The sequence below is a fragment of the Bacillus sp. SIMBA_005 genome (assembly GCF_046535585.1).
In the GTDB taxonomy this organism is placed as follows: domain Bacteria; phylum Bacillota; class Bacilli; order Bacillales; family Bacillaceae; genus Bacillus; species Bacillus pumilus.
This window is the reverse complement of the sequence record NZ_JAWRWI010000011.1, coordinates 39658-64227: the sequence shown is the minus strand read 5'-3', so window position 1 is coordinate 64227 and position 24570 is coordinate 39658. Positions and strand designations below refer to the sequence as shown.

Sequence of the window (24570 nt, the reverse complement as noted above, 5' to 3'; positions counted from 1 at the left end):
TTTTATTTCGGATCACAACGATCCGTTTTCAAACTTGAAGGTGTTTTTTATTTGTCTCATCTTATGGGGTCAGTCCCCTCGTCAGGAGAAGGGTGTTTTTTCATTTGTTCTATTTTAATATATCAAACAATTCATGTAAGTCTTTGATTTCATAATCTGGCGTTACATCTGTTTCATTCTTTTTACCATGTCGATTGATCCAAACGGTTTGAATACCAGCGCGAGATGCCCCAAGAATATCTGTTTTTGGATTGTCTCCAACCATGATCACATCGTCTTTTGTTAGATTTAACAGCTGAAGGCAGTGCTCAAAGATGCCAGGGTCAGGTTTGCCTTTCCCGTAATCTCCTGAAATCACAATTTCATTAAAATAAGGTGCAAGCTCAGGAACACCGGCCAGTTTTTCTTTTTGAAGACTAGGATCTCCGTTTGTTAAAAGGAGCAATTCATAGCTGCCTTTCAGGCGGTCTAAAACAGGGTACGTTTCTTCATAGACAAAGGGGCGTTTTCTCCGCTCGGCTGCAAAGAAATCAGCCAAATATTGTCCAAATGCCTCATCGTCAATTCCTGCTTCTTTTAAGCCATTGGTCCAAGCGTTCTTGCGGTACTCTGGAGCAAGGGCATTCAATTTTTGAAAGCCTTCGCTAATCGGTTCACTAAAATTGGACCACAGTCCTTCGAAAGGATTAATTCCGATCATGACAGTATAATCATATGTTTCATAGGACGAATACAGCTTTCTTGCTTCTTCACGAACAATCTGTTCAAATGTTTCTGGATTCAGTCCATATTTCTTTTCCGCTTCGCGGCATGTTTCCTGAAAAGTGGTGTGAATGCTTTTTTCATCCCAAAGCAAAGTATCATCTAAATCGAAAAATACGGCTTTCATGATCTTCTCCCTTGTTATGTATGTGTTACCTTCAATTGCAAGTGACGGCTCAAGTTCATTTTACAATAGAAGATGAGAGCAATAAAGAAAAGATTTGAGAGATATTTGAACATTGACCGCACATGATAGAATAGAAAGACAGTAAATAATACATACATCAATTGAGGTGGCAGGATTGCTTCATTTAATTATTATGATGATCGAGCGTGTTGGGATCATCGTTATTTTAGGGTTTGTGCTTGCCCATGTGAAGGGTTTTCGCAATCTATTACTTCATAATGAAGGGTTTCGAAAAAAGGCAGTCCTTGTCTTTATTTTTGCTTCTTTTAGTATGATCAGCAATTACACAGGAATTGAAATCCAGCAGCAGATGGTCATGAATCATGAGTTTTCCTATCATCTCGGCTCATCAAGTTCGATTGCCAATACTAGAATTATGGGGATCGAAATGGGCGGATTAATAGGAGGGCCATTTGTTGGCATTGGCGCAGGGCTTTTAGCTGGGATTCATCGCTATTCATTAGGAGGAAGCACGGCACTCAGCTGTGCGATTTCTTCAATTTTAGCCGGTGTGATTGCAGGTTATGTCGGCAGCAGGTTTAAGCGGAAGAATCGAATGGTGACACCTCGCCAAGCCGCACTTTTTGGTGTGGCAATGGAATCCTTGCAGATGATCATTATCCTTCTATTTGCAAAGCCATTTGCTGATGCTTGGGGGCTTGTAAGTATCATTGCTTTGCCGATGATTTTTGTGAATGGAATTGGCAGCTTTATCTTTTTATCGATTTTACAGTCAGTCATTCGGCAAGAAGAGCAGGCAAAGGCGATGCAGACACACCGTGTATTTTCAATCGCCGATCAAACGCTGCCTTTCTTCCGCCAAGGGTTAAATGAACAGTCATGTAAAAGTGTGGCGGAGATCATTCATCGATTAACAGAAACAGATGCGGTCTCCTTAACCGATACAGAAAAGATTTTAGCGCATGTTGGAGATGGGACGGATCATCATATTCCATCGAAAAGCCTGATTACAGGACTGTCGAAACAAGTATTGATGAGCGGCAAAATTATGAAGGCGCATTCGAAAGACGAAATCAATTGTTCAGTCACCCATTGTCCGCTCCAAGCGGCGATTGTGCTGCCCCTCACCTCTAATGGTCAAACGATCGGAACGTTAAAAATGTATTTTAATTCTCCGGTCGGATTAAGCAGGGTAGAGGAGGAGCTTGCAGAAGGCTTGGCGATGCTGTTTTCCACACAGCTTGAGCTTGGAGAGGCAGAAACCCAAAGCCGCCTGCTAAAAGATGCAGAGATCAAAGCGCTTCAAGCGCAAGTGAATCCGCACTTTTTATTTAACGCCATTAATACCATCTCTGTCTTGTGCAGAACGAACGTAGAGATGGCTAGGAAACTGCTGCTGCAGCTGAGTATTTATTTTCGATCCAATTTGCAAGGCGCCCGCCAGCTGCTCATTCCACTTCATAAAGAAATGCAGCATGTAGAAGCATATTTGTCACTTGAACAAGCAAGGTTTCCAAATAAATACCACGTGACCTTTCAAATTGAAAAGGAGCTTGAGCAGGTGATGATTCCGCCATTTGTGCTTCAGGTGCTTGTTGAAAATGCAGTGAGACACGCTTTTCCTAAACATCAAACGAGCTGTGAAGTCATCGTATCCGCTGTGATGAAAAATGGGCATGTCAATATGAAAGTGACGGATAATGGACAAGGAATCGAGAATGACAAGATGGCTCAGCTATTAAAAGCGCCTGTTGAATCCAAAGAAGGAACAGGTACCGCTCTTTTTAATTTAGATCAGCGGTTAAGAGGGATTTTTGGGAGACAAGCCGCTCTATCTATTCATAGCGGCCAAGGTACTGACATCTCATTTCGCATTCCAATGGACTATGTAAAAAAGGATGATTTTCGTTGATAAACGTATTAATCGTAGATGATGAAGTGTTAGCAAGGGATGAATTAAAATACTTATTACGCAGAACGAAAGAGGATGTTCAAATAGAGGAAGCAGAAAATATAGAATCTGCTTTTGACCGGATGGTGGATCATAAGCCGGACTTGCTCTTTTTAGACATTGATTTATCAGGTGAAAATGGATTTGATATTGCCAAAAGACTTAACCGAATGTCAGATCCGCCAGCGATTGTTTTTGCCACAGCCTTTGATCAATATGCGCTAAAGGCGTTTGAGGTCAGTGCGCTTGATTATTTAACAAAACCATTTGATGAAGAACGGCTATTGCAGACGATCCAAAAGTTTAAAAAGTGGAAGTCTGTTGAGACGCAAGACCATCAGCTGTCAGATGAGAAAATTCCCCATCAGCAAAAATTAGCCATCTCAGTCGATGACTCAATTGTCATTCTGCAAGTAGAAGAGATCATGTATGTAGGGCTTAGTGAGGGGAAAAAGGTTGTGAAAACAAAGGATCACATGTACGAGGTCACAGAACCGCTTGTGGTCATTGAAAAGAAACTCCCTGAGGCTTACTTTATGAGGGTTCATCGAAGCTATATCGTGAACACCTCTCATATGAAAGAAGTACAGCCGTGGTTTAATTCGACGTATAATCTGCATATGACAGACGGGTCGATTATTCCAGTCAGCCGTACTTACGCCAAGGAACTAAAGAAGTCGCTCCTGCTAGAATAGGACGGCTTTTTTTATTTGTATTTCAATACTCGTTTTCTGCATTTCATTCATTAAATCTGGCGAGTTTGATTGTAAACGCTTCATTCATTTATTTCATGCCTTATACTGAGGGCAGTCGAAGAAAGAGGTGAAGGGGCATGAGTGCCACTAAAGTATATGGATTTCTATCTCAAGCATTTATCTTTGCAACCGTAATGTTCGTTTCTAATCTCATTTCAATGTATTTACCAATTCCGATGCCTGCATCTGTGATTGGTCTAGTTCTATTATTTGTTTTGCTGACAACGAAAATCGTCAAACTGGAGCAAGTGGAGCAATTAGGTACATCATTGACAGGGCTCATTAGCTTTCTATTTGTTCCCTCTGGTATCTCGGTTATTCAATCACTAGGTGTCATGCAAGAAGTAGGTGTGCAAGTCGTTGGTGTCATCATCATTGCAACGATTATGTTACTTGCAGCGACAGGGCTATTCTCACAGCTTCTCTTGCAATTATCAGAAAAACCACAGAAACGTAAAGAGACAAAGGAGAGCAAATCGACTCCTTCTCATTCTAATAAACCAGCTTCAAGTACGCATTAAAGGAGAGATGCAGGATGGGTACAAGTACGATGAGTCCTTATTTTGGTATAGTCGTCTCATTAGTCGCCTTTGGAATCGGTACATTCTTATTTAAAAAATCAAAAGGCTTCTTCTTATTTACACCACTTTTTGTGGCCATGGTGTTAGGTATTTTATTTTTAAAAATTGGCGGTTTTTCCTATGCAGATTATAATGAGGGCGGCAAGATTATTAAGTTTTTCTTAGAGCCCGCGACCATTGCTTTCGCTATCCCGCTTTATAAGCAGCGTGCATTGCTAAAAAAATATTGGTGGCAGATTTTATCCGCTATTTTTGTAGGATCACTTTGTTCCATTACAATTGTGTATGTCGTAGCAAAAGGAATTCATCTTGATGCAGCGGTAATGAAAAGTATGCTCCCGCAGGCAGCGACGACTGCGATTGCTCTTCCGATTGCAAAGGATATTGGCGGAATTGCAGATATCACAGCCTTTGCGGTCATTTTTAATGCAGTCATCGTGTATGCACTAGGTGCTTTCTTCTTAAAATGGTTTCGAATTAAAAATCCAGTGGCAAAAGGGCTTGCACTCGGTACATCAGGACATGCACTTGGCGTCTCTGTTGGGATTGAGATGGGTGAAGTGGAGGCGGCCATGGCAAGTATCGCCGTTGTGGTCGTAGGAGTTGTGACCGTCATTGTCATCCCAATCTTTATGCAATTCATTCTTTGATGGCGTCATTGTTTTGAAAAAGCCTTGCCCTATTCGTTTAATCATGCTAAGATGAAAAAGTTGTTTCAAGAGTTCGGTTACTTGACGGACGAATGAAAATTGTGTAGAATAATTAACGAATTGAATAGATATCACAAGCAGAAGCACCCGCTTCTCACCTGATTGACACGTGTTTGTAGTTGACAGGTTGACCGTACATTTATTTTTTCATGCAAATGTTCGCAGTGTGGGTGTTTTATATGCCCACACTTTTTGTTTGCCTGTAAAACATACAACGAAATGGTCAAAATGAATTGTGAACTCAATTCAAAATCTCATGGAGGTGGCTCACTATTAGCAAAGATCAATTAGTTAATGAAGGTATTCGTGCGCGTGAAGTTCGTTTGATCGGACAAAATGGCGATCAGCTGGGGATTAAAACCCGCCAGGAAGCTCTGGAAATTGCTACGAAAGCCAATCTTGACCTTGTGTTAGTTGCTGCAAATGCAAAACCACCTGTTTGCCGAATCATGGACTACGGTAAGTTCCGATTCGAACAGCAGAAGAAGGATAAAGAGGCACGTAAGAATCAAAAAATCATTAGCTTAAAAGAAGTTCGGTTGAGCCCGACAATCGATGAACATGATTTTAACACGAAGCTCCGCAATGCAATCAAATTCCTTGAAAAGGGCGATAAAGTGAAAGCTTCTATCCGCTTTAAAGGCCGTGCGATTACGCATAAAGAAATCGGACAGCGCGTGTTAGACCGTTTCTCTGAAGCTTGCGCTGAAGTAGCAACAGTAGAAACAAAACCTAAGATGGACGGACGCAGCATGTTCCTCATGCTTGCACCAAAAGTCGAAAAGTAAAGTAACAGAGGGAGGAAACATCCAATGCCAAAAATGAAAACTCACCGCGGATCTGCTAAACGTTTCAAAAAAACAGGTTCTGGTAAACTTAAACGTTCTCATGCGTACACAAGTCACTTGTTCGCTAACAAATCTACAAAGCAAAAACGTAAATTGCGTAAGAGCGCAATCGTAAGTGCTGGAGATTTCAAACGTATTAAACAACAACTTGCAAACATCAAGTAATCTGGAATAGGAATCATAGGAGGGAATTACAATGCCAAGAGTAAAAGGCGGAACTGTGTCGCGTCAGCGTCGTAAAAAGGTTCTTAAATTAGCAAAAGGTTATTTCGGTTCAAAACATAGATTATATAAAGTAGCAAACCAACAGGTGATGAAATCTGGAAACTACGCTTTCCGTGACCGTCGTCAGAAAAAACGTGACTTCCGTAAACTATGGATCACTCGTATCAATGCTGCAGCTCGTATGAACGGTCTTTCTTACAGCCGTTTAATGCATGGCCTAAAGCTTTCTGGTATCGAAGTAAACCGCAAAATGCTTGCTGACCTTGCTGTGAATGACCTAAGTGCATTCAATCAGCTTGCTGATGCTGCAAAAGCACAACTAGACAAGTAAGTCATATGAAAGATCATTCCGTTGAGGGGTGATCTTTTTTGCTCATCATGTGAGGTGAAATGAATGAATATCGCGTTGATTGTGCTGCTGATTTTGGTAAATGGCTATGGTTTCTTTCTCATGGGAGAGGACAAGCGCCGGGCAAAAGCGCATAAATGGAGAATTTCAGAGGCGCACTTATGGAGTGCTGCCGTGCTTTTTGGGGCTGCTGGATCGTATCTAGGGATGCAGTATTTTCGTCATAAAACAAAACATCCTGCCTTTCAAATTGGCATGCCAGTGTTAATCATCGTGCAGTTGATTATATTAGGATATATCAAGTTCATCTGAAAAAGGAGCAGACGCCATCAAGACGGCGTGTCTGCTCCTTTTTTTTGTTTGATTTTTTTAATGGGCTGATCCCAATCAATTTTTGTTTGAGGATAACGTTCGATAATGTTTTCCTCCAATTTTTCAAAGTCTTCTAATGTAAATTCACTTAGCTTCTCAGGTGACTCCGTCCAAACGTAAATGGAGTGGACAAACAGAGGATGATCCTTAGAAGGAACATGCTTTTCCCCTTCAAACAAGACACCTTTATAGACGAAATTAAAATTTTTACGTGCATTTTGCTGTTCGTCCATAAAATAAAAGCCTTCTTTTAATTGTGCTTGTTTCAGCTTTCTTCTCGGGTTTGAGAAGAATTTTACCGCCATGTAGAAGATGTAGACAAGCAGTGCAACAAGAGCTAGTCTAATGAGGATTACAAACATGACAGGATGCACCTCCAATACCGTTATCTGATGTACTACGAATGAAAAGGGCAAAAGGTTTCAACTTTTTTTAAAAAAATATTTCGGAAAACGAAAAAATATTCATAAAAAGATCGTATTGAACGAAAGAGGTTTTGTATAATAAGAATGCACCATGAAGATAAAGGAGGATATATGGAATGACGAAGCTAGATCAAACATTAACTATGCTGAAAGACCTAACGGATGCAAAAGGGATTCCAGGAAATGAACGTGATGTCAAAAAAGTCATGCAGACATACATAGAATCATATGCAGATGAAGTCTCTAGTGACCGCCTTGGCAGCTTAATCGCTAAAAAGGAAGGAAACGCAAACGGACCTAAAATTATGCTCGCTGGTCACTTAGATGAAGTAGGATTCATGGTGACAAAAATTGATGACAAGGGCTACATTCGCTTCCAAACTGTCGGCGGATGGTGGTCACAGGTCATGCTCGCGCAGCGTGTGACCATTGTAACGAAAAAGGGAGACATTACAGGTGTGATTGGCTCAAAGCCGCCGCACGTCTTGTCACCTGAAGCTCGAAAAAAATCGATTGAGATTACAGATATGTTTATTGATATCGGTGCATCAAGCAAAGAACAGGCAATGGAATGGGGCGTTCTGCCTGGAGATCAAATCGTCCCTTATTTTGAGTTTACAGTGATGAATGATGAAAAAATGCTCCTTGCAAAAGCATGGGACAACCGTATCGGCTGTGCAGTAGCGATTGATGTCATGAAGAACTTACACAATACTCAGCATGAGAATATTGCTTACAGTGTTGCAACTGTACAGGAGGAAGTTGGCCTGCGCGGGGCCAAAACAGCAGCGGCTACAATCCAGCCTGATATAGGGTTTGCCATTGATGTTGGTGTAGCAGGAGACACGCCGGGCATTACTGAAAAAGAAGCAACAAGCAAACTTGGCAAAGGGCCAACGATTGTTGTATTTGATGCTTCGATGGTATCTCATAAAGGGCTTCGAGATTTTGTTGTCCAAACAGCGGATGAATTGAACATCCCTTACCAATATGACTCCATGCCTGGCGGCGGGACAGATGCTGGCGGCATCCATTTAACTGGTCATGGTGTGCCATCACTATCAATCGGGATACCAAGCAGATATATTCATACCCATGCAGCGATGATTCACCGAGATGATTATGAAAATGCAGTGAAGCTTTTAACAGAAGTGATCAAAAGACTTGATCAAAAAACGGTTGAACAGATCACGTACGGTTCTTAAGTAAGAATGCCTTTCCTCAGTATAGGGGAAGGGCTTTTTTTTATTTCTTTGAATTTCCCAGGAAATGAACGCTGTTTTTTCATTACGTCAAAAGAACTGTTTTTGACAGAAGAAGAAAAAATATTCTAGTGAATAAGGCACATGTGATCTGGCTTTTATTTTTGTAAGATGAAAGCAATAAAAAGGACAGAGCCTAAAGAATGCCCTGTCAAAAGAGAGTTTATGGAAGTAGGTGAAGCTACCTCAAGAATAAACAGATTATTCACATTTGTCAACTCGGTTTTAAAAGAAAGAAAAATCAATCAATTTATGTTATATTTGTAACAAATTGTTTGTGCAAAGGGGATGGTTAAATGAATGCGGTTACAATTGTCATAGCATCTATGTGTATTTTAGCGATTGCCTATCGTCTTTATGGCACATTTATGATGGTCAAGGTCTTAAAGGTGACAGACGATCATCCTACACCTGCTCACACATTAGAGGACGGGAAAGATTATGTACCAACTAATAAATGGGTCACATTTGGGCATCACTTTGCTGCGATTGCAGCTGCCGGTCCGTTAGTGGGGCCGATTTTAGCTGCACAATTCGGGTATTTACCGGGTCTCCTTTGGCTGTTAATTGGCGCAGTGATTGGCGGAGCTGTACATGATCTTGTCGTCTTATTTGCGTCGATGCGAAAAAAGGGGAAATCGTTATCAGAGGTAGCGAAGGAAGAGCTGGGACCTGTCGCAGGATTTTGTACAGGGCTTGCGATGCTGTTTATCATTACGATCACAATGGCAGGTTTGTCTATGGTGGTGCTTCATGCATTAGAACGTAACCCTTGGGGGACATTTGCAGTCGGAATCACGATTCCAATTGCGATGGGAGTTGGTCTTTATTATAAAAAGACAGGCAATTTAAAACTAGCCACAACTGCGGGATTTATTTTGCTGATGGTTGGTGTATTCCTTGGGCCGAATATTCAAGGCACGGCACTTGGCGAGCTTTTAACACTTGATACAAAAACGCTTGCCCTTGCTCTGCCGATCTATGCTTTTTTTGCTGCGGCATTGCCGGTATGGCTGCTGCTTGCACCGAGGGACTATTTAAGCAGCTTTATGAAAATAGGTGTTTTTATCGCCTTGATTGCTGGAATCTTTGTCGTCAATCCAACAATTCAATTCCCAGCCTTTACGGAGTTTGTGAATGGAGGAGGTCCTGTTTTAGCTGGTCCTGTCTGGCCTTTTATTTCAATTACCATTGCTTGCGGTGCCATATCTGGTTTCCACGCATTTGTTGGATCTGGGACAACGCCTAAGATGCTTGACCGCTGGAGTGATATGAAGCCTGTCGCGTTTGGCGCAATGCTAGTAGAATGTCTAGTTGGAATTATGGCGTTAATTGCCGCTACGGCTCTTCATCCAGGCGATTATTTTGCGATCAACAGTACGCCAGAAGTTTTCAGAACACTTGGGATGAGTGTCGAGAACCTTCCGCAGCTGAGTAAGGAAATTGGTCTTGATTTAGAAGGAAGAACAGGTGGAGCTGTGACATTAGCTGTAGGAATGGCGTATATCTTTACGGGAATTCCGTTCTTTGGTCATTTGGCGTCTTATTTCTTCCAATTCGTCATTATGTTTGAAGCTGTCTTTATTTTAACCGCTATTGATGCAGGGACACGTGTGGCACGCTATTTAATTCAAGACTTCTTTGGTGAAGCTTATAAACCGCTTAAACGAAATGACTGGGTCCCTGGGTCAGTGTTCGCAAGTGCGCTTGCTTGTTTTATGTGGGGGTACTTGCTGTACTCTGGAGACATCGGGTCGATTTGGGCGCTGTTTGGGGTGTCAAACCAATTAATGGCATCGGTCGGTCTCATTATCGGAGCAACCGTTGTATTAAAAATTGCAGATAAAAGGCGATATATGCTGACTTGTTTAATTCCACTTGCTTACTTATATGTGACAGTGAATTATGCGGGCTATTGGATGGTAGCAAATGTATACCTTAATCCCGCGGCATCAGGTTACAGCGTGCTGAATGCGGTGCTGTCGATCATTATGCTGATCTTAGGATTTGTGATTATTGTGTTTGCAATTAAAAAATGGGTCGACATTTGGCGTGATCCAGCGCTTCGGATGGAAACACCGATCACTGGCTAAATGAAAAAGCCGGTTTGCTTATGATAGCAAACCGGCTTTTTTTATTGCTGCTGATGAGGCTTTAAGCCTTGCTCTAATGTTTCAAGAATCTCGTTTTTCTCGTTTTCTGATGCTTCTTGCCATAGCACTTCGAACAACACGCCAAGACCTGGCAGCATTTTTTCCTCACCGCTTTGAATGGCATCTAAAATCGTATGCTCAAGCTGCTCTTGATTATGGCCAGTGATGTTTTGAATGACTGCGCCTCTTAAATTAAAATCCATTGCCCACACTCCTTTTTTGATGGTAATAGCCCTATTCTGTCTCAAAGACAGGTTTATTATGTAGTGTGCATGAGATATAATAAATTCATGATATTTAAAGGAGTTAAAGTCGCTTGAAATATATAGAATCAGCAAAAAACACAAACATTAAACAGTGGAAAAAGCTCCATACAAAAAAAGAACGAACGAAAATGGGGCTGTTTCTCGTGGAGGGAATCCACTTAGTAGAAGAAGCATTGAAGAGCGGGGTTGTGAAAGAATTAATGGTCACATCGCCTGATAAGCTTCCTTCTCATATCGATCCTGACATTGAGCTTTATGAACTGAGCGAGGAAGCCTTTTCTGCCATGACCGAAACGGAAACGCCTCAGCACATCGCGGCAGTTTGTACAGTTCCTGTATTTGAAGAAAAGAAGTATGAACGACTTCTTCTGTTAGATGCAGTGCAGGACCCAGGGAATTTAGGCACACTCATTCGGACAGCAGATGCCGCTGGTCTTGATGCTGTGATCTTAGGCGATGGAACAGTTGATGCATATAACGGAAAAACGCTCCGTTCCGCACAAGGGTCGCATTTCCACCTGCCAATTTTAAAGCAAAGCCTTCAGCAGACCATACCAGCATGTAAGGAGCAAGGCATTCCTGTATACGGAAGTGCGCTAAACAATGCGAATGCGTATAGAAGCGTAACGGCAGAAGGTCCGTTTGCATTGATTGTTGGCAATGAAGGAGCGGGTATAAACCCAGAGATTCTGCAAATGACAGACCACAATTTATATGTGCCAATGTATGGCCAGGCAGAATCATTAAATGTGGCTGTTGCAGCGGCTGTACTTGTTTATCATTTGCGTGGATAGTGTTGCAACATGCGCTCATTTTCACTATAATGAAACTAATATTTTAAAAACCATGATAGAGGAAGATTGTTTCAAGGAGCAGCCTTATAGGGAGAATGCATCGTAGACTGAAAGTGCATTTAAGGAATGCTGAAACAGGAATTCACCTCTGGAGTTGTCACCGGGACCGCAAGCTTTGCGTAAAGGTGAACCGGATTCGTTTGATTCCGTTATGTCAATGAAGCTTATTCGCACATGTATTTGTGCTTAACAAGGGTGGTACCGCGACCACAACTCGTCCCTTCTTTTCTAGAGGGGTCGGGTTTTTTTATTGTCTTCAAACGATCAAACAGCCGTTTATCCAGGCGGTTTTGTATATCAAAAGGAGGATTACACTCATGCAAGAAACGTTAAAACAGCTTGAATTAGAAGCGATAGCGAAGGTTGAAGCAGCTAGCTCGCTCAAAGAAGTCAATGACATTCGTGTTCAATATTTAGGGAAAAAAGGACCGATCACAGAAGTACTCCGCGGAATGGGCAAGCTCTCCGCAGAAGAAAGACCGAAAATGGGCGCACTCGCAAACGAAGTGAGAGAGCAGATTGCTGGTGCCATTGCTGAAAAAAATGAGCAGCTGGAAAAAGAAGAAGTGAAGAAGAAACTTGCGTCTCAAACGATCGATGTTACATTGCCAGCAAGCCCAATCAAAATAGGGGCAAGACATCCATTAACGATTGTTGTCGAAGATATTGAAGATTTATTTATTGGCATGGGCTATACCGTTGAGGAGGGTCCTGAGGTAGAAACGGATTATTATAACTTTGAGGCGCTGAATCTTCCAAAGGAGCATCCGGCACGTGATATGCAGGACAGCTTCTATATTACCGAGGATACACTGCTCAGAACACAAACGTCACCAGTTCAAGCACGTACACTTGAAAAATATAAAGGACAAGGTCCTGTGAAGATCATCTGCCCTGGGAAAGTATATAGACGAGACAGCGATGACGCGACTCATTCACATCAATTCATGCAGATTGAAGGGCTTGTTGTCGATCACAATATTAGCATGAGTGATCTAAAAGGTACGCTTGAGACAGTCGCAAGAAAAATGTTTGGTGAAGATCGTGAAATTAGACTGCGTCCAAGCTTTTTCCCATTCACAGAACCATCTGTCGAAGTGGATGTGTCCTGCTTTAAATGCGGAGGAAAAGGCTGTTCTGTATGTAAAGGAACAGGCTGGATTGAAATTTTAGGAGCTGGGATGGTTCATCCAAATGTTCTGAAAATGAGCGGATTTGATCCAGAAACTTACCAAGGTTTTGCTTTTGGAATGGGTGTTGAACGGATTGCAATGCTCAAATACGGCATTGATGATATTCGCCATTTCTACACAAATGATATTAGATTCACAAAGCAATTCAAGCAGGACTAAGAGGAGGAAATCAACATGTTTGTTTCATATAAATGGTTAGAAGACTATGTCGATTTAGAAGGCATTCAGCCGGATGAATTAGCAGAGAAAATCACAAGAAGCGGAATTGAAGTGGAAGCCGTTGAATATAAAGGCGAAGGCATTAAAGGAGTTGTCGTTGGACACGTCGTGGAGCGAGAACAGCACCCGAATGCCGACAAGTTAAATAAATGTCTCGTGGATATCGGAGAAGACGAACCGGTTCAAATTATTTGCGGGGCTCCGAATGTGGATAAAGGTCAATATGTGGCTGTCGCAACGGTTGGCGCAGTCCTTCCTGGGAACTTTAAAATTAAAAAAGCAAAGCTGCGCGGCGAAGAGTCTCATGGCATGATTTGTTCTCTGCAAGAATTAGGTGTCGAAAGCAAACTCGTACCAAAGGAATATGCAGAAGGTATTTTTGTTTTCCCAAATGACGTCAAACCCGGGGATGATGCCCTTCAGGCACTTCAATTAGACGATGCAGTACTTGAGCTTGGCTTAACACCAAACCGTGCGGATGCTCTGAATATGCTAGGTGTCGCCTATGAGGTTGCAGCCATCTTAGGGAAAGACACCAAACTTCCTGATACAGCACATGACACGTCTTCAGAAAAAGCAGCAGACTATATTTCGGTGAAAATTGAAGATCAAGAAGCGAATCCACTTTATGCAGCGAAGGTCATTAAAAATGTAAAGATTGGACCAGCACCGCTTTGGATTCAAACAAGATTGATGAATGCAGGCATTCGCCCAATTAACAACGTCGTCGATATTACGAACTTTGTACTGCTTGAATATGGTCAACCGCTTCATGCGTTTGATTATGACCGCTTTGGTTCAAAGCAAGTGGTCGTACGTAAAGCGACTGATAGCGAAAGCATTCAAACACTTGATGAGCAAGAGCGTACACTTTCATCAAAGCATCTTGTGATCACAAACGGAACGAAAGCGCACGCTGTCGCAGGCGTCATGGGCGGTCTTGAATCAGAAGTGCGTGATGAAACGACAACAATTCTTTTAGAAGCGGCATATTTCAACGGTCAAACAGTCCGTCAAGCATCTAGAGACTTAGGGCTTCGCAGTGAATCAAGCACACGATTTGAAAAAGGACTTGATCCGCAGCGTACGAAATCTGCAGCCGAAAGAGCAGCGCAATTGATCAGCATCTATGCTGGTGGTGAAGTGCTAAGCGAGACTGTGGAGGAAAACCACCTTGAAATAAATATGAATGTCATCCACGTATCTACTGAGCGTGTGAACAAGGTGCTTGGCATGAGCATTTCAAAAGAAGATATGATTCAAATTTTCAAAAAACTGGGCTTTACAGTAGGCGAATCAAATGACGTTCTTGTCGTAACGGTTCCTTCTCGCAGAATGGATATCACGATTGAAGAAGATCTGATTGAAGAAGTTGCGAGATTATACGGATATGATAATATCCCATCTACACTGCCTGCGACAGCTGGTACAGTTGGCGGTCTCACGCCATATCAAGTGAAGCGCAGAAAGGTGAGACGTTTCTTAGAAGGCGCAGGTCTTTCTCAAGCGATCACGTATTCATTGACAAATCAGCATAAGTCTACTGCCTTTGCATTGAATCCAGCTTATAAAACAAGACTTTCCCTGCCAATGAGTGAGGAACGAAGTGTGCTCAGACAAAGTCTTCTGCCAAACTTACTTGATTCAGTTGCATATAACTTGGCAAGACAAGCTGATTCCTTTGGTTTTTATGAAACGGGTTCTGTGTTCTTAGCAGAAGCTGAAGGGGCAAAACCGGTGGAAAAAGAACATGTCGCTGGTGCGCTGACAGGTTTATGGCATAAAAATCTTTGGCAGGGCGAGAAAAAAGCTGTCGATTTTTATGTAGCGAAAGGAATTGCAGAAGGTCTATTTGAAAAGCTTGGTGTATCAGACCAAATCACATATGTTCAAGCAGAGCGTGAAGGTCTTCACCCAGGTCGGACAGCAGATGTTCATTTAAATGGAAAAGTCATTGGGTTTGTTGCTGCACTTCATCCAGTCATTGAAAAGGAATTAGATTTAAAAGAAACATATGTCTTCGAGTTTGATTTAACAGATGTGATGACGTCGGAATCGAAGGATATGAAATATACAGCGATTCCGAGATTCCCTGCTGTGACAAGAGATATTGCACTTGTTGTAGATCAGCATATCTCAAGCGGACAGCTGGAGCGTGTCATCTATGAGGCAGGCGGGGATTTACTGACTGATCTATCCGTCTTTGACGTGTATGAAGGTGAACACATGGAAGAAGGCAAGAAATCTGTTGCATTCTCTCTCCAATATTTAAATCCGGAACAAACTTTGACAGAGGAAGAAGTCACCGCAGTTCATACGAAAGTATTGAAAGCATTAGAAGATACGTATCAAGCCGTCTTGCGCGGTTAAAGAAAAAAGAGCTAAGGCCATATGGGCCTAGCTCTTTTTTATAACCATTTTTTTGCTTTTTGTGTGTTGGCAAAATGCAGTTTTGTAAATTGACGTAAAGCCTCTTCGCCGTGCAGCTTGATGAGCTTTGCAGCCGCCTTGTCTACATGAGGGCCGGCTCCTTTTGGAATGTCAAACCCTGCTGCTTTAGATAACTTATCCATTTCAATTAAAAAAGCGTACCTTGCAATAATGGAAGCCGCAGCAACTGACAAATGAATGCCTTCTGCTTTTGTGCTAAAGTACGTCCGTTCCCGAATAATTTTTTTTCCAGCAAGATGCTTGAAATAAATACCCGGTTCTGCAAATTGGTCAATTAAAATAGCTTCAGGCTGTTTCCCATCTAATTTCTCCAGCACAGAGGTGATGACTTGGTTGTGAAGGAGCGCCTTCATTTTTCCTTGGCTCATGCCCTTTTCCTGCATCGCATTGTACTTTTCATTTCGGAGTACAAGAAGGCTGAACGGAATGGTTTTGATGAGATCTTTGGCAATGTTGATAATTTGCGGGTCTTTTAGGCCTTTTGAGTCTTTTACGCCAAGCTCTTTCATGAGAGCAAGCTTGCTTGAATCAACATAGGCGGCACAGACCGTTATCGGTCCAAAATAATCACCTGTTCCTACTTCATCTGAACCGATGACGGACATAGAAGCAATCCCTGACGGCGGACTATATTTTGTGACAGCAGGTGCTTTTGGACTTTTCGGATCAGCAGTTTGTAAATGGCTGAATTGACTGGCTTCAGCTTCTGCCTTTTGACCTTGAAACAGCACTTTTCCAGATCGATAGGCTGTAATCGTACAGCCAGGAACCTTTGCTTGAAAAAGGGCGCCTGGTGGTAACGTATCAGTTAAGTGGTGCGCATACGCGCTCTTCATCTTTTTAAGGTCTTCTGATGTTGCTTTTAAGACGGATTGGGGCACAGTGGATAACTCCTTTTTACCTTGATATCATTGATTTCTAAAGTGTACCATAACAGGGAAGGGCTCGTCTTTCCATTCAATGTCTAAACATGTTATGATAGAGACTAGGATTCTCGTGGAATGGAGGAGAAACGTTGTCTGACGGCGGTAAAACGAAAACAACAAAAACAACAGTTGAGATTTACGGACAGTCCTTTACGATCATCGGTCAAGAAACGAAGATGCATATGCGACACGTTGCTTCAATTGTTGATGATAAAATGAGAGAAATAAATGAAAAAAACCCATACCTTGATATAAACAAATTAGCTGTACTGACAGCAGTCAATGTCGTCCACGACTACTTGAAATTAAAAGAGCAATACGAAAAACTAGAGAATCAGCTTAGAGAAAAGGAATGAAATTACCGTGATCGATATCATCATTTTGTTTTTGCTTCTTATGGGAACGCTTGTCGGTCTAAAACGCGGGTTTATTCTTCAATTTATTAAATTGATCAGCTTTGTTGTTTCTATCTTAGTGGCTTCCATGTTTTATCAGTCACTTGCACCACAGCTTACGTGGATTCCAGCACCTAATTTTAGCGGCGGTCAAGCGCAGCTCGCTTTCTTTAGTGGGAATCTAGAAACAGCTTATTATAATACCATTGCGTTTATCATTCTGTTTATCTTGACCAAAATCCTGCTCGCCATCATTGGCGGATTGCTCACAACCATTGCAAGTATACCTGTGATTAAGCAGGTCAACAAACTGCTTGGCGGTGTTTTAGGATTTCTTGAAACCTATCTATTTGTATTTATTCTCTTGTTTGTCGCTGCATTACTTCCAGTCGATGCACTGCAAACAATGTTGAGTAAATCCATATTAGCAGATGCGATCGTAAGCAACACCCCTTATCTGTCCGGTCTTATCAAAGACTTATGGACGACGTATGGAGTTTAAAAACTTCTCCTTTCTTGGAGAAGTTTTTTCTCATTCCATGACAGAAAGTTGTAGGATGAAGGAAAAGTTTGTATATTTATAAAGGAAGATGCCAAAGCGGCTGGAGGATGAGAGATGAATAAAAAAGATATTATCAAACTTCTTGAAACAATTGCAGTATATATGGAGCTAAAAGGAGATAATCCTTTTAAAATTTCTGCCTTTCGTAAAGCAGCAGCGGCACTGGAACAAGATGACCGCAGCCTTTCTCAAATAGATGATCTATTAGCATTACCCGGCATTGGAAAAGGAACCTTTGCTGTGATCACTGAGTATATCGAAAAAGGACAATCAGAAACACTCGAACAATTAAAAAAAGAAGTGCCTGAAGGACTTGTCCCGCTTTTGAAATTGCCAGGACTCGGCGGGAAGAAGATCGCTAAGCTTTACCAAGAGCTTGGCGTCCATGATGCACAGTCTCTAAAAGAAGCATGCGAAACGGAAAAGGTACAAGCGCTTGCTGGCTTCGGCAAAAAAACAGAAGAAAAGATTCTCGCAGCTCTTGAGGAAGCAGGAAAGCAGCCGGAACGACTGCCAATTGGATTTGCATTAGATGTGGCAGAGCGGATTGATCACGCGCTTGAAGAGATGAAAGGTATCATCCGTTTTTCAAGAGCTGGCAGCTTAAGACGTGCTCGCGAAACCGTCAAAGATTTAGATTATATCATTGCAACAGACAATCCTGAGCAAGTCAGAGAGCAGCTCGTTGCACTTGATGATGTGAAAGATGTGATCGCAAGCGGTGATACGAAGGTATCTGTTGTGCTTGCCCTTGATTTTGAGATCAGTGTCGACTTCCGGCTTGTGACAGAAGACCAATTCGCAACTACGCTGCACCATTTCACTGGCTCAAAAGATCACAATATTCGAATGCGTCAGCTTGCAAAGGAACGCGGAGAGCGCATTAGCGAATATGGTGTGGAAACGATTGAAACTGGAGATGTAAAAACGTTTGAAGACGAAAGCGCTTTTTATGCACATTTTCAACTTCCGCTCATTCCTCCAGAAATTCGTGAAACCGGAGCAGAGATTGATACGTATAAAGAAAGTATGCAGTTTGTAGAACTGAAAGATATCAAAGGCGACCTTCATATGCACTCGACATGGAGTGACGGAGCCTTCTCTATTCGTGAAATGGCGGAAGCATGTATCGCAAAAGGCTATGAATACATGGCGATTACAGACCACTCGCAATATTTAAAAGTAGCAAACGGCTTAACAAAAGAACGTTTGCGCCTGCAAGCAAAAGAAATTGATAAGCTTAATCAGGAATTCGAGCATTTTCACATTTTCAAAGGGGTCGAAATGGATATCCTTCCGGATGGATCGTTAGATTATGATGATGACTTTTTAAAAGACATGGATTTTGTCATTGCGTCTATTCATTCTAGCTTCTCTCAGCCGGAAGAAGTCATTATGGAACGCCTTGAAAATGCCTTGCGTAATCAGCATGTCGATTTAATTGCACATCCAACAGGCCGTTTGATCGGCAGACGGGATGGCTATGCCTTAAATATAGATCAGCTCATAGAACTTGCGAAGAAAACAGGCACTGCACTTGAACTCAACAGCAATCCGTCAAGACTTGATTTGAAAACAGAGCATTTAATCAAAGCAAATGAAGCGGGTGTGAACATCATGATCAATACAGATGCGCACAACATCGCCATGCTGGAACATATGGAAGTCGGTGTAACAGCTGCAAGAAAGGGCTGGACACCAAAAGCAAATGTCGTGAATACTTTTACTCTAAACGAGATCAAAAAGTTTTTAACGCGTGACAGGTAGTCGTTAGGAGGCTGGACCATGCTGCAACAAAAAGTGTTAGCATCATTAGAATTTCATAAAGTAAAAGAAAAAGTGATGTCCTATACCGCATCCACATTAGGAAAAGAAAGAGCGCAGGATTTAACACCTCTGACGGATATAGAAACCATTCAGCATTTGCTGGAAGAGGTAGCAGAAGCGCAAGATGTGATCCGATTAAAGGGATCGGCGCCATTTGGCGGGTTAACAGATATTAGACGCGCAGTGAAACGGGCAGAAATCGGAAGTACATTAAGCCCTTCTGAGCTGATGGAAATCGCAGGACTATTATATGCGGTGAAAAATATGAAGCACTTTCTCGCGTCCATGTATGATGATGGAGTAGACATACCGCGTCTTCATACATATGCTGAGTCGCTCATATTACTGCCTGAAATCAGAAAAGAAATCGAAAGCTGTATTGGTGATAATGGAGAAGTACTTGATCATGCAACCCCAGCACTTCGTTCATTGCGCATTCAATTACGCTCACTAGAATCAAAGGTCCGTGATAAATTAGAAGCGATGATTCGTTCACAATCGGCTTCGAAAATGCTGTCAGACACAATTGTCACCATTCGTAATGACCGGTTTGTTATTCCTGTGAAACAAGAGTACCGCTCGAATTACGGCGGCATTGTTCATGACCAGTCTTCATCAGGGGCAACCCTTTTTATTGAGCCGCAAGTGGTCGTGGATGTAAATAATACCTTGCAGCAAACCCGTTTAAAAGAGAAGCAAGAGGTTGAAAAGATCCTGCAAATGCTGACAGAGAGTGTGTCAGAGCACATTGGGGAACTGCTTCACAATGTAAAGGAGCTGCAAACGCTAGATTTTATTTTTGCTAAAGCTAAATATGCAAAGGCAGAAAAAGCCACAAAACCTGCTGTGAATGATCAAGGAGAAATCTATTTAAAACGAGCAAGACATCCTCTATTGCCTCGGGATCAAGTTGTCGCAAATGATATTGAGCTCGGTAAAGATTTTTCAACAATCGTGATCACTGGACCAAATACAGGGGGAAAGACCGTTACCTTAAAAACGCTGGGTCTATTGACGCTGATGACACAGGCGGGCCTCCATATTCCAGTTGAAGAAGGCTCTGAAGTGGCTGTGTTCGACCAAGTTTTTGCTGATATTGGAGACGAACAATCCATCGAACAAAGCTTGAGTACGTTCTCATCTCATATGGTCAATATTGTCGATATCTTAAAGCATTTGACTTCTAACTCTCTCGTTTTATTTGATGAATTAGGGGCAGGAACAGACCCAGCTGAAGGTGCGGCACTTGCGATGAGCATATTAGATGAAGTGCATCAAACAAATGCACGTGTCATTGCAACGACTCATTACCCCGAGCTGAAGGCATATGGGTATAACCGGGAAGGCGTCACGAATGCAAGCGTGGAGTTTGATATCGAAACCTTATCACCAACGTACCGCCTGCTCATCGGTGTGCCTGGTCGAAGTAACGCATTTGAAATTTCAAAGCGTCTTGGTTTGCCAGATCACCTCATAGACCGGGCAAAAGCGGATATGCATGCAGAGCATAATGAAGTAGACCAAATGATTGCTTCATTAGAAGATAGCAAGAAACAAGCAGAAGAAGAACTGCATGAGACAGAAGTCTATAGAAAAGAAGCAGAAAAGCTTCATAAAGAATTGCAAAGACAAATTCTTGAATGGAATGAGCAAAAAGACAAACTGCTTGAAGAAGCTGAACAGAAAGCGAAAGAGAAAATTGATCAAGCATCAAAAGAAGCAGAAGATATCATTCAAGAGCTCCGTTCGATAAAAAGTGAACACCGCTCATTCAAAGAGCATGAACTCATCGATGCGCGAAAGCGTCTTGAAGAAGCTGTTCCTGAGTTTGACAGGAAGAAGAAGCCAGAGCCAGCGAAAAAAGCAGTAAGACAGCTGAAGTCAGGCGACGAAGTCAAAGTGCTTACCTTCGGACAAAAAGGAACACTGCTTGAACAAACAGGCGACAAAGAATGGAGTGTCCAAATGGGCATTCTAAAAATGAAGGTAAAAGAAAAAGACATGGAATTTATCAAATCAGCACCTGAATTTAAGCAAGAAAAAGCCATCACGGCAGTCAAAGGGAAAGATTATCATGTCTCGCTTGAACTCGATTTAAGAGGCGAGCGTTATGAAAATGCCTTAAGCAGAGTCGAAAAATATTTAGATGATGCTGTATTAGCTGGTTATCCTCGCGTGTCTATTATTCACGGTAAAGGAACTGGCGCCCTTAGAAAAGGGGTTCAGGAATTATTGAAACAGCACCGAAGTGTGAAAAATGCTCGTTTTGGCGAACAAGGTGAGGGAGGATCAGGCGTCACCATCGTCGAATTAAAGTAAAAAGGAGAAAACGCATGAAAGCCTTTTGGGAAAATGAACTTGTGGAAATTGCCGCCTATTATAGTGTGGCCGTCCTATGTCTCGTCTTATTTCTAACCATTTTTGAACTCGTCACTTCTTATAAGAACTGGGAAGAGATCCAGCGGGGGAACTTAGCTGTTGCCATGGCAACAGGCGGGAAGATCTTTGGGATTGCGAATGTGTTTCAGCATTCAATCGCACAGCACAATTCCCTTCTTCAAATGGTTGGATGGGGCGTATACGGCTTTGTGATGCTGCTTGTCAGCTATTTCATTTTTGAATTTTTAACACCGCGTTTTAAAGTAGACAAAGAGATTGAAAATGATAATAGAGCGGTCGGGTTTATTTCACTCATCATTTCAGTTGGGCTGTCTTACGTAGTCGCAGCCGGCATTTAAGGAGACGACATGGAAAAGCTAGCAAAAGTATTAATCGTAGTTGCCTGCACTTTTGCAGTCATTGGTGCCGTTTATCTGTTCCTGTGAGAAATGAAAAAAAACAACGTTAGAAAGCTGTCAGGGAATCCCTTGGCAGCTTTTATCTCATCAAAGGCGGCGAATGACATGAAGCACATTCTGCAACAAGACGAACTGATCAAGCGCATTGATACTTGTCTTCAAATGACATCCCTTCCAAGAGACATATACGAACCGTATATGGCACGTCCATTTCAAACGTCAGGATTTTTTGATGATTTGAGTCCCTATATTCAAATCGATTCGAGTGGTTATATCCTCATTCAATATGAACGAGGAATTCAAATGCTGCATAAAAGAACAAAAGTGGCAGATGAAGTCATTTACTGGATTTTAGAAGATACCATTTTTCTCACGGTTTACATCGACATGATGAAAAAGCATCAAGTCGACAACATCCAGACGCATTTACCGAATGATCCGAGTATCCATCAACAGATCGTGGATAGAGTGAACGAATCATTTCGTGCCATCGGCGGTTTATATGAACAGTGGCATCATGAAGGAAAAAGAGCTTCTATCGAAACACCGGCGAAAAAGTAAACATGTGCAATTGAACCAAGCTCTATTAGAAAAAAGCAAACTGCCCTAAGGAAAAGTTTGCTATAATATAATAGTACGAAAGTTCAGGAAGGAGGGTTTTTATGCAGTCAGATAAACGTTGGCTTCTGCATTACCCGAATCAAATTCCCCACGAACTCACCATCCCAAACGAAACATTACAATCTTACTTATTCAGCTCCGCAGAGGCTGCACCTGAGCATACAGCCATTCATTTTCTAGGAAAGAACATCACCTATGAACAGCTGCAAGAAGACGTATTGAAACTAGCCAGTCATCTGATGAAAATTGGCGTGAAAAAAGGCGACAGAGTAGCGATCATGCTGCCGAACTGTCCTCAATCGGTCATTTCTTATTATGCTGTTTTAATAGCAGGCGGCATCGTTGTTCAAACAAACCCGCTTTATACGGAGAAAGAACTGGCATACCAAATGGAAGACAGCGGCGCCAAAGTGCTGATCACGCTTGATCTGTTGTATCCAAAGGCTTATAAAATGAAAGCGCTGACAAGTGTGGAGCACTTAATCGTTACCAAACTACAAGATTATTTACCATTCCCGAAAAACATACTGTTTCCTATTGTGCAAAGAAGAAAAAATAAAATGGTCATCCAAGTCGAGAAAAATGACACCATTCATCACTTCGTGCAGATTATGAAAGAATCGGAAGGTGAACAGCAGATACCCGCACTTGCCTTTGATCCGAAAGAGGATATCGCTGTTTTGCAATATACAGGCGGAACGACCGGTTTACCAAAAGGGGTCATGCTCACACATGAAAATATTTTAGCGAATACTGAAATGTGCGCTTCCTGGATGTATAAAACAAACAGGGGGAAAGAACGCATCCTCGGCATCATTCCGTTTTTTCATGTCTACGGAATGACGACCGTCTTAAATCTTGCTGTCAAAGAAGGACATCAAATGATTCTTCTTCCACGCTTTGATGTCGCTGATACCCTCAAAACCATTGAAAAACAGAAGCCGACGCTATTTCCAGGCGCTCCAACCATGTATATCGCCTTGCTGCATCATCCGAACATTGAAAAGTATGACCTGTCGTCCATCACTGCATGTCTAAGCGGCTCAGCGGCACTTCCTCTTGAAGTCAAACAAAGCTTTGAAAAATTAACCGGAGGACGCTTAGTGGAGGGGTATGGACTTTCAGAAACCTCACCTGTGACTCATTCTAACTTTTTATGGGGAGCGAACAAAACAGGCAGCATTGGCTGTCCTTGGCCTAATACAGATGCCGGTATTTTTTGCGAGGAAACCGGAGGCCTGAAAGAACCATATGAGCATGGAGAAATTATTGTTAAAGGCCCTCAGATCATGAAAGGATACTGGAATCAGCCAGAGGAGACAGAGGCTGTATTACGAGATGGCTGGTTTTTCACCGGAGATATAGGGTATATGGATGAGGACGGTTTTTTCTATATCGTCGATCGGAAAAAAGATGTCATCATTGCGAGCGGCTATAATATTTACCCAAGAGAAGTCGAAGAAGCTCTTTATGAGCATGAGCTTGTACAAGAAGTCGTCGTGGCAGGTATTCCAGATCCGTACAGAGGAGAAACAGTGAAAGCATTTATTGTACCGAAAAAGAATGCCTACTTAACAGAGGACGAACTTGATCGCTTTGTCAGGACGAGAATTGCCTCATTTAAAGTACCGCGCGTGTACGAATTTAAAGAATCACTGCCTAAAACAGCCGTCGGGAAGATTTTGCGCAGAGTATTAATTGAAGAAGAGAAAAGAAAGCACGCTTCATCATCTGAAACGCCTGCCGATCAACCGAAAACATAACGGCTGCATCATCCGGTCTACCGGCCGGATGATTTGAATGTTGACCGTCTGGTCTGTTATGCTAAAGGTTGAAAAGAAAGAAGAAGATTACTTGACAAATCGCCCGTTTCTTTTTAACATAAAGTTATGAATGAATACTCATTCAATCCAGAAA

Annotated in this window: 24 protein-coding genes and 1 other annotated feature; of the genes, 20 read left to right on the top strand and 4 right to left on the bottom strand. The window is 42.1% G+C overall.

The annotated features are described in order from the left end of the window. Positions 1-109: 109 nt before the first annotated feature. Positions 110-889, bottom strand: coding sequence for an HAD family hydrolase (locus SB660_RS17165; RefSeq protein WP_061409040.1), 780 nt, complete (start codon positions 887-889; stop codon positions 110-112). A 175-nt stretch (positions 890-1064) separates the two neighbouring features. Between SB660_RS17165 and SB660_RS17160 the strand changes: the two genes are divergently transcribed. The 8 genes from SB660_RS17160 (at position 1065) to SB660_RS17125 (ending at position 6641) form a co-directional block, all read left to right on the top strand. Further along, entirely contained in the window at positions 1065-2822 is a 1758-nt protein-coding gene (locus tag SB660_RS17160) for a LytS/YhcK type 5TM receptor domain-containing protein (RefSeq protein WP_410583495.1), read from the top strand. Continuing rightward, positions 2819-3556: a LytR/AlgR family response regulator transcription factor gene (locus SB660_RS17155; RefSeq protein ID WP_044139936.1), complete on the top strand. Its 738-nt coding sequence runs from the start codon at positions 2819-2821 to the stop codon at positions 3554-3556. Before SB660_RS17160 ends, SB660_RS17155 begins: the two co-directional genes overlap by 4 nt. Before the next feature lie 137 nt (positions 3557-3693). Further along, complete coding sequence (gene lrgA / locus SB660_RS17150) at positions 3694-4137, top strand: antiholin-like murein hydrolase modulator LrgA (RefSeq protein WP_058015109.1); 444 nt, start codon at positions 3694-3696, stop codon at positions 4135-4137. Between the two features lie 14 nt (positions 4138-4151). Beyond that, positions 4152-4847 (top strand): antiholin-like protein LrgB, encoded by a 696-nt coding sequence (lrgB, locus tag SB660_RS17145; RefSeq protein WP_170966027.1) that lies wholly within the window; start codon positions 4152-4154, stop codon positions 4845-4847. A 129-nt stretch (positions 4848-4976) separates the two neighbouring features. After that, positions 4977-5108: a sequence feature (ribosomal protein L20 leader region), on the top strand. Positions 5109-5179: 71 nt separating this feature from the next. After that, positions 5180-5695, top strand: a complete 516-nt coding sequence (gene infC, locus SB660_RS17140; RefSeq protein WP_034620611.1) for a translation initiation factor IF-3 — start codon at positions 5180-5182, stop codon at positions 5693-5695. A gap of 24 nt (positions 5696-5719) precedes the next feature. After that, positions 5720-5920 carry a 50S ribosomal protein L35 gene (gene rpmI / locus SB660_RS17135; RefSeq protein ID WP_003216324.1) on the top strand — a complete coding sequence of 67 codons (201 nt, stop codon included), beginning with the start codon at positions 5720-5722 and terminating at the stop codon, positions 5918-5920. 31 nt (positions 5921-5951) lie between these two features. Then, on the top strand, positions 5952-6311 hold the full coding sequence (gene rplT, locus SB660_RS17130; protein WP_003216409.1) for a 50S ribosomal protein L20: 360 nt from the start codon (positions 5952-5954) through the stop codon (positions 6309-6311). 63 nt (positions 6312-6374) lie between these two features. After that, positions 6375-6641, top strand: coding sequence for a DUF1294 domain-containing protein (locus SB660_RS17125; RefSeq protein ID WP_058015110.1), 267 nt, complete (start codon positions 6375-6377; stop codon positions 6639-6641). A 17-nt stretch (positions 6642-6658) separates the two neighbouring features. Here SB660_RS17125 and SB660_RS17120 read toward each other — a convergent pair whose 3' ends face one another. After that, positions 6659-7063, bottom strand: coding sequence for a hypothetical protein (locus tag SB660_RS17120; protein WP_003216690.1), 405 nt, complete (start codon positions 7061-7063; stop codon positions 6659-6661). Between the two features lie 179 nt (positions 7064-7242). On the opposite strand from SB660_RS17120, the gene SB660_RS17115 reads away from it, so the two are divergent. Both SB660_RS17115 and cstA read left to right on the top strand, forming a co-directional pair. Next, positions 7243-8331, top strand: coding sequence for a M42 family metallopeptidase (locus SB660_RS17115; RefSeq protein WP_050943605.1), 1089 nt, complete (start codon positions 7243-7245; stop codon positions 8329-8331). A gap of 353 nt (positions 8332-8684) precedes the next feature. Beyond that, complete coding sequence (cstA, locus tag SB660_RS17110) at positions 8685-10481, top strand: carbon starvation protein CstA (protein ID WP_410583490.1); 1797 nt, start codon at positions 8685-8687, stop codon at positions 10479-10481. Between the two features lie 41 nt (positions 10482-10522). Here cstA and sspI read toward each other — a convergent pair whose 3' ends face one another. Further along, positions 10523-10744, bottom strand: coding sequence for a small acid-soluble spore protein SspI (sspI, locus tag SB660_RS17105; RefSeq protein WP_003216243.1), 222 nt, complete (start codon positions 10742-10744; stop codon positions 10523-10525). A 113-nt stretch (positions 10745-10857) separates the two neighbouring features. On the opposite strand from sspI, the gene SB660_RS17100 reads away from it, so the two are divergent. The 3 genes from SB660_RS17100 (at position 10858) to pheT (ending at position 15443) form a co-directional block, all read left to right on the top strand. Continuing rightward, on the top strand, positions 10858-11601 hold the full coding sequence (locus tag SB660_RS17100) for a TrmH family RNA methyltransferase (protein ID WP_410583488.1): 744 nt from the start codon (positions 10858-10860) through the stop codon (positions 11599-11601). A gap of 377 nt (positions 11602-11978) precedes the next feature. After that, the gene (gene pheS / locus SB660_RS17095) at positions 11979-13013 is read left to right on the top strand and encodes a phenylalanine--tRNA ligase subunit alpha (protein ID WP_044139943.1); all 1035 of its coding nucleotides are present in this window, start codon (positions 11979-11981) and stop codon (positions 13011-13013) included. Positions 13014-13028: 15 nt separating this feature from the next. Continuing rightward, complete coding sequence (gene pheT, locus SB660_RS17090) at positions 13029-15443, top strand: phenylalanine--tRNA ligase subunit beta (RefSeq protein ID WP_410583486.1); 2415 nt, start codon at positions 13029-13031, stop codon at positions 15441-15443. A 38-nt stretch (positions 15444-15481) separates the two neighbouring features. Here the strand turns inward: pheT and rnhC are convergent, their stop codons facing one another. Further along, on the bottom strand, positions 15482-16405 hold the full coding sequence (rnhC, locus tag SB660_RS17085; RefSeq protein ID WP_081042328.1) for a ribonuclease HIII: 924 nt from the start codon (positions 16403-16405) through the stop codon (positions 15482-15484). 134 nt (positions 16406-16539) lie between these two features. Here rnhC and zapA point away from each other — a divergent pair, with 134 nt between their 5' ends. The 7 genes from zapA to SB660_RS17050 all read left to right on the top strand — a co-directional run bounded on the left by zapA (position 16540) and on the right by SB660_RS17050 (position 24416). Continuing rightward, a complete protein-coding gene (zapA, locus tag SB660_RS17080) occupies positions 16540-16806 on the top strand; it encodes a cell division protein ZapA (protein ID WP_058015117.1) in 267 nt (88 codons plus the stop codon). A gap of 7 nt (positions 16807-16813) precedes the next feature. Continuing rightward, positions 16814-17347 (top strand): CvpA family protein, encoded by a 534-nt coding sequence (locus tag SB660_RS17075; RefSeq protein ID WP_180310399.1) that lies wholly within the window; start codon positions 16814-16816, stop codon positions 17345-17347. Positions 17348-17461: 114 nt separating this feature from the next. Then, entirely contained in the window at positions 17462-19174 is a 1713-nt protein-coding gene (polX, locus tag SB660_RS17070) for a DNA polymerase/3'-5' exonuclease PolX (protein ID WP_061409019.1), read from the top strand. Positions 19175-19195: 21 nt separating this feature from the next. Continuing rightward, entirely contained in the window at positions 19196-21553 is a 2358-nt protein-coding gene (locus SB660_RS17065; protein WP_410583498.1) for an endonuclease MutS2, read from the top strand. A gap of 14 nt (positions 21554-21567) precedes the next feature. Next, entirely contained in the window at positions 21568-21972 is a 405-nt protein-coding gene (locus SB660_RS17060; RefSeq protein WP_007501637.1) for a DUF350 domain-containing protein, read from the top strand. A gap of 165 nt (positions 21973-22137) precedes the next feature. Beyond that, positions 22138-22593: an immunity 63 family protein gene (locus SB660_RS17055; RefSeq protein WP_058015119.1), complete on the top strand. Its 456-nt coding sequence runs from the start codon at positions 22138-22140 to the stop codon at positions 22591-22593. A 101-nt stretch (positions 22594-22694) separates the two neighbouring features. After that, positions 22695-24416, top strand: a complete 1722-nt coding sequence (locus SB660_RS17050) for an AMP-binding protein (RefSeq protein ID WP_410583483.1) — start codon at positions 22695-22697, stop codon at positions 24414-24416. The last annotated feature ends 154 nt before the right edge of the window (positions 24417-24570 follow it).

Excerpts from the sequence above, each read along its gene's own strand:
- SB660_RS17165 (WP_061409040.1), bottom strand. The coding sequence starts at position 889 with ATGAAAGCCGTATTTTTCGATTTAGATGATACTTTGCTTTGGGATGAA.
- lrgA (WP_058015109.1), top strand. The coding sequence starts at position 3,694 with ATGAGTGCCACTAAAGTATATGGATTTCTATCTCAAGCATTTATCTTT.
- lrgB (WP_170966027.1), top strand. The coding sequence starts at position 4,152 with ATGGGTACAAGTACGATGAGTCCTTATTTTGGTATAGTCGTCTCATTA.
- rpmI (WP_003216324.1), top strand. The coding sequence starts at position 5,720 with ATGCCAAAAATGAAAACTCACCGCGGATCTGCTAAACGTTTCAAAAAA.
- rplT (WP_003216409.1), top strand. The coding sequence starts at position 5,952 with ATGCCAAGAGTAAAAGGCGGAACTGTGTCGCGTCAGCGTCGTAAAAAG.
- SB660_RS17125 (WP_058015110.1), top strand. The coding sequence starts at position 6,375 with ATGAATATCGCGTTGATTGTGCTGCTGATTTTGGTAAATGGCTATGGT.
- SB660_RS17120 (WP_003216690.1), bottom strand. The coding sequence starts at position 7,063 with ATGTTTGTAATCCTCATTAGACTAGCTCTTGTTGCACTGCTTGTCTAC.
- SB660_RS17115 (WP_050943605.1), top strand. The coding sequence starts at position 7,243 with ATGACGAAGCTAGATCAAACATTAACTATGCTGAAAGACCTAACGGAT.
- cstA (WP_410583490.1), top strand. The coding sequence starts at position 8,685 with ATGAATGCGGTTACAATTGTCATAGCATCTATGTGTATTTTAGCGATT.
- sspI (WP_003216243.1), bottom strand. The coding sequence starts at position 10,744 with ATGGATTTTAATTTAAGAGGCGCAGTCATTCAAAACATCACTGGCCAT.
- pheS (WP_044139943.1), top strand. The coding sequence starts at position 11,979 with ATGCAAGAAACGTTAAAACAGCTTGAATTAGAAGCGATAGCGAAGGTT.
- pheT (WP_410583486.1), top strand. The coding sequence starts at position 13,029 with ATGTTTGTTTCATATAAATGGTTAGAAGACTATGTCGATTTAGAAGGC.
- polX (WP_061409019.1), top strand. The coding sequence starts at position 17,462 with ATGAATAAAAAAGATATTATCAAACTTCTTGAAACAATTGCAGTATAT.
- SB660_RS17060 (WP_007501637.1), top strand. The coding sequence starts at position 21,568 with ATGAAAGCCTTTTGGGAAAATGAACTTGTGGAAATTGCCGCCTATTAT.
- SB660_RS17055 (WP_058015119.1), top strand. The coding sequence starts at position 22,138 with ATGAAGCACATTCTGCAACAAGACGAACTGATCAAGCGCATTGATACT.
- SB660_RS17050 (WP_410583483.1), top strand. The coding sequence starts at position 22,695 with ATGCAGTCAGATAAACGTTGGCTTCTGCATTACCCGAATCAAATTCCC.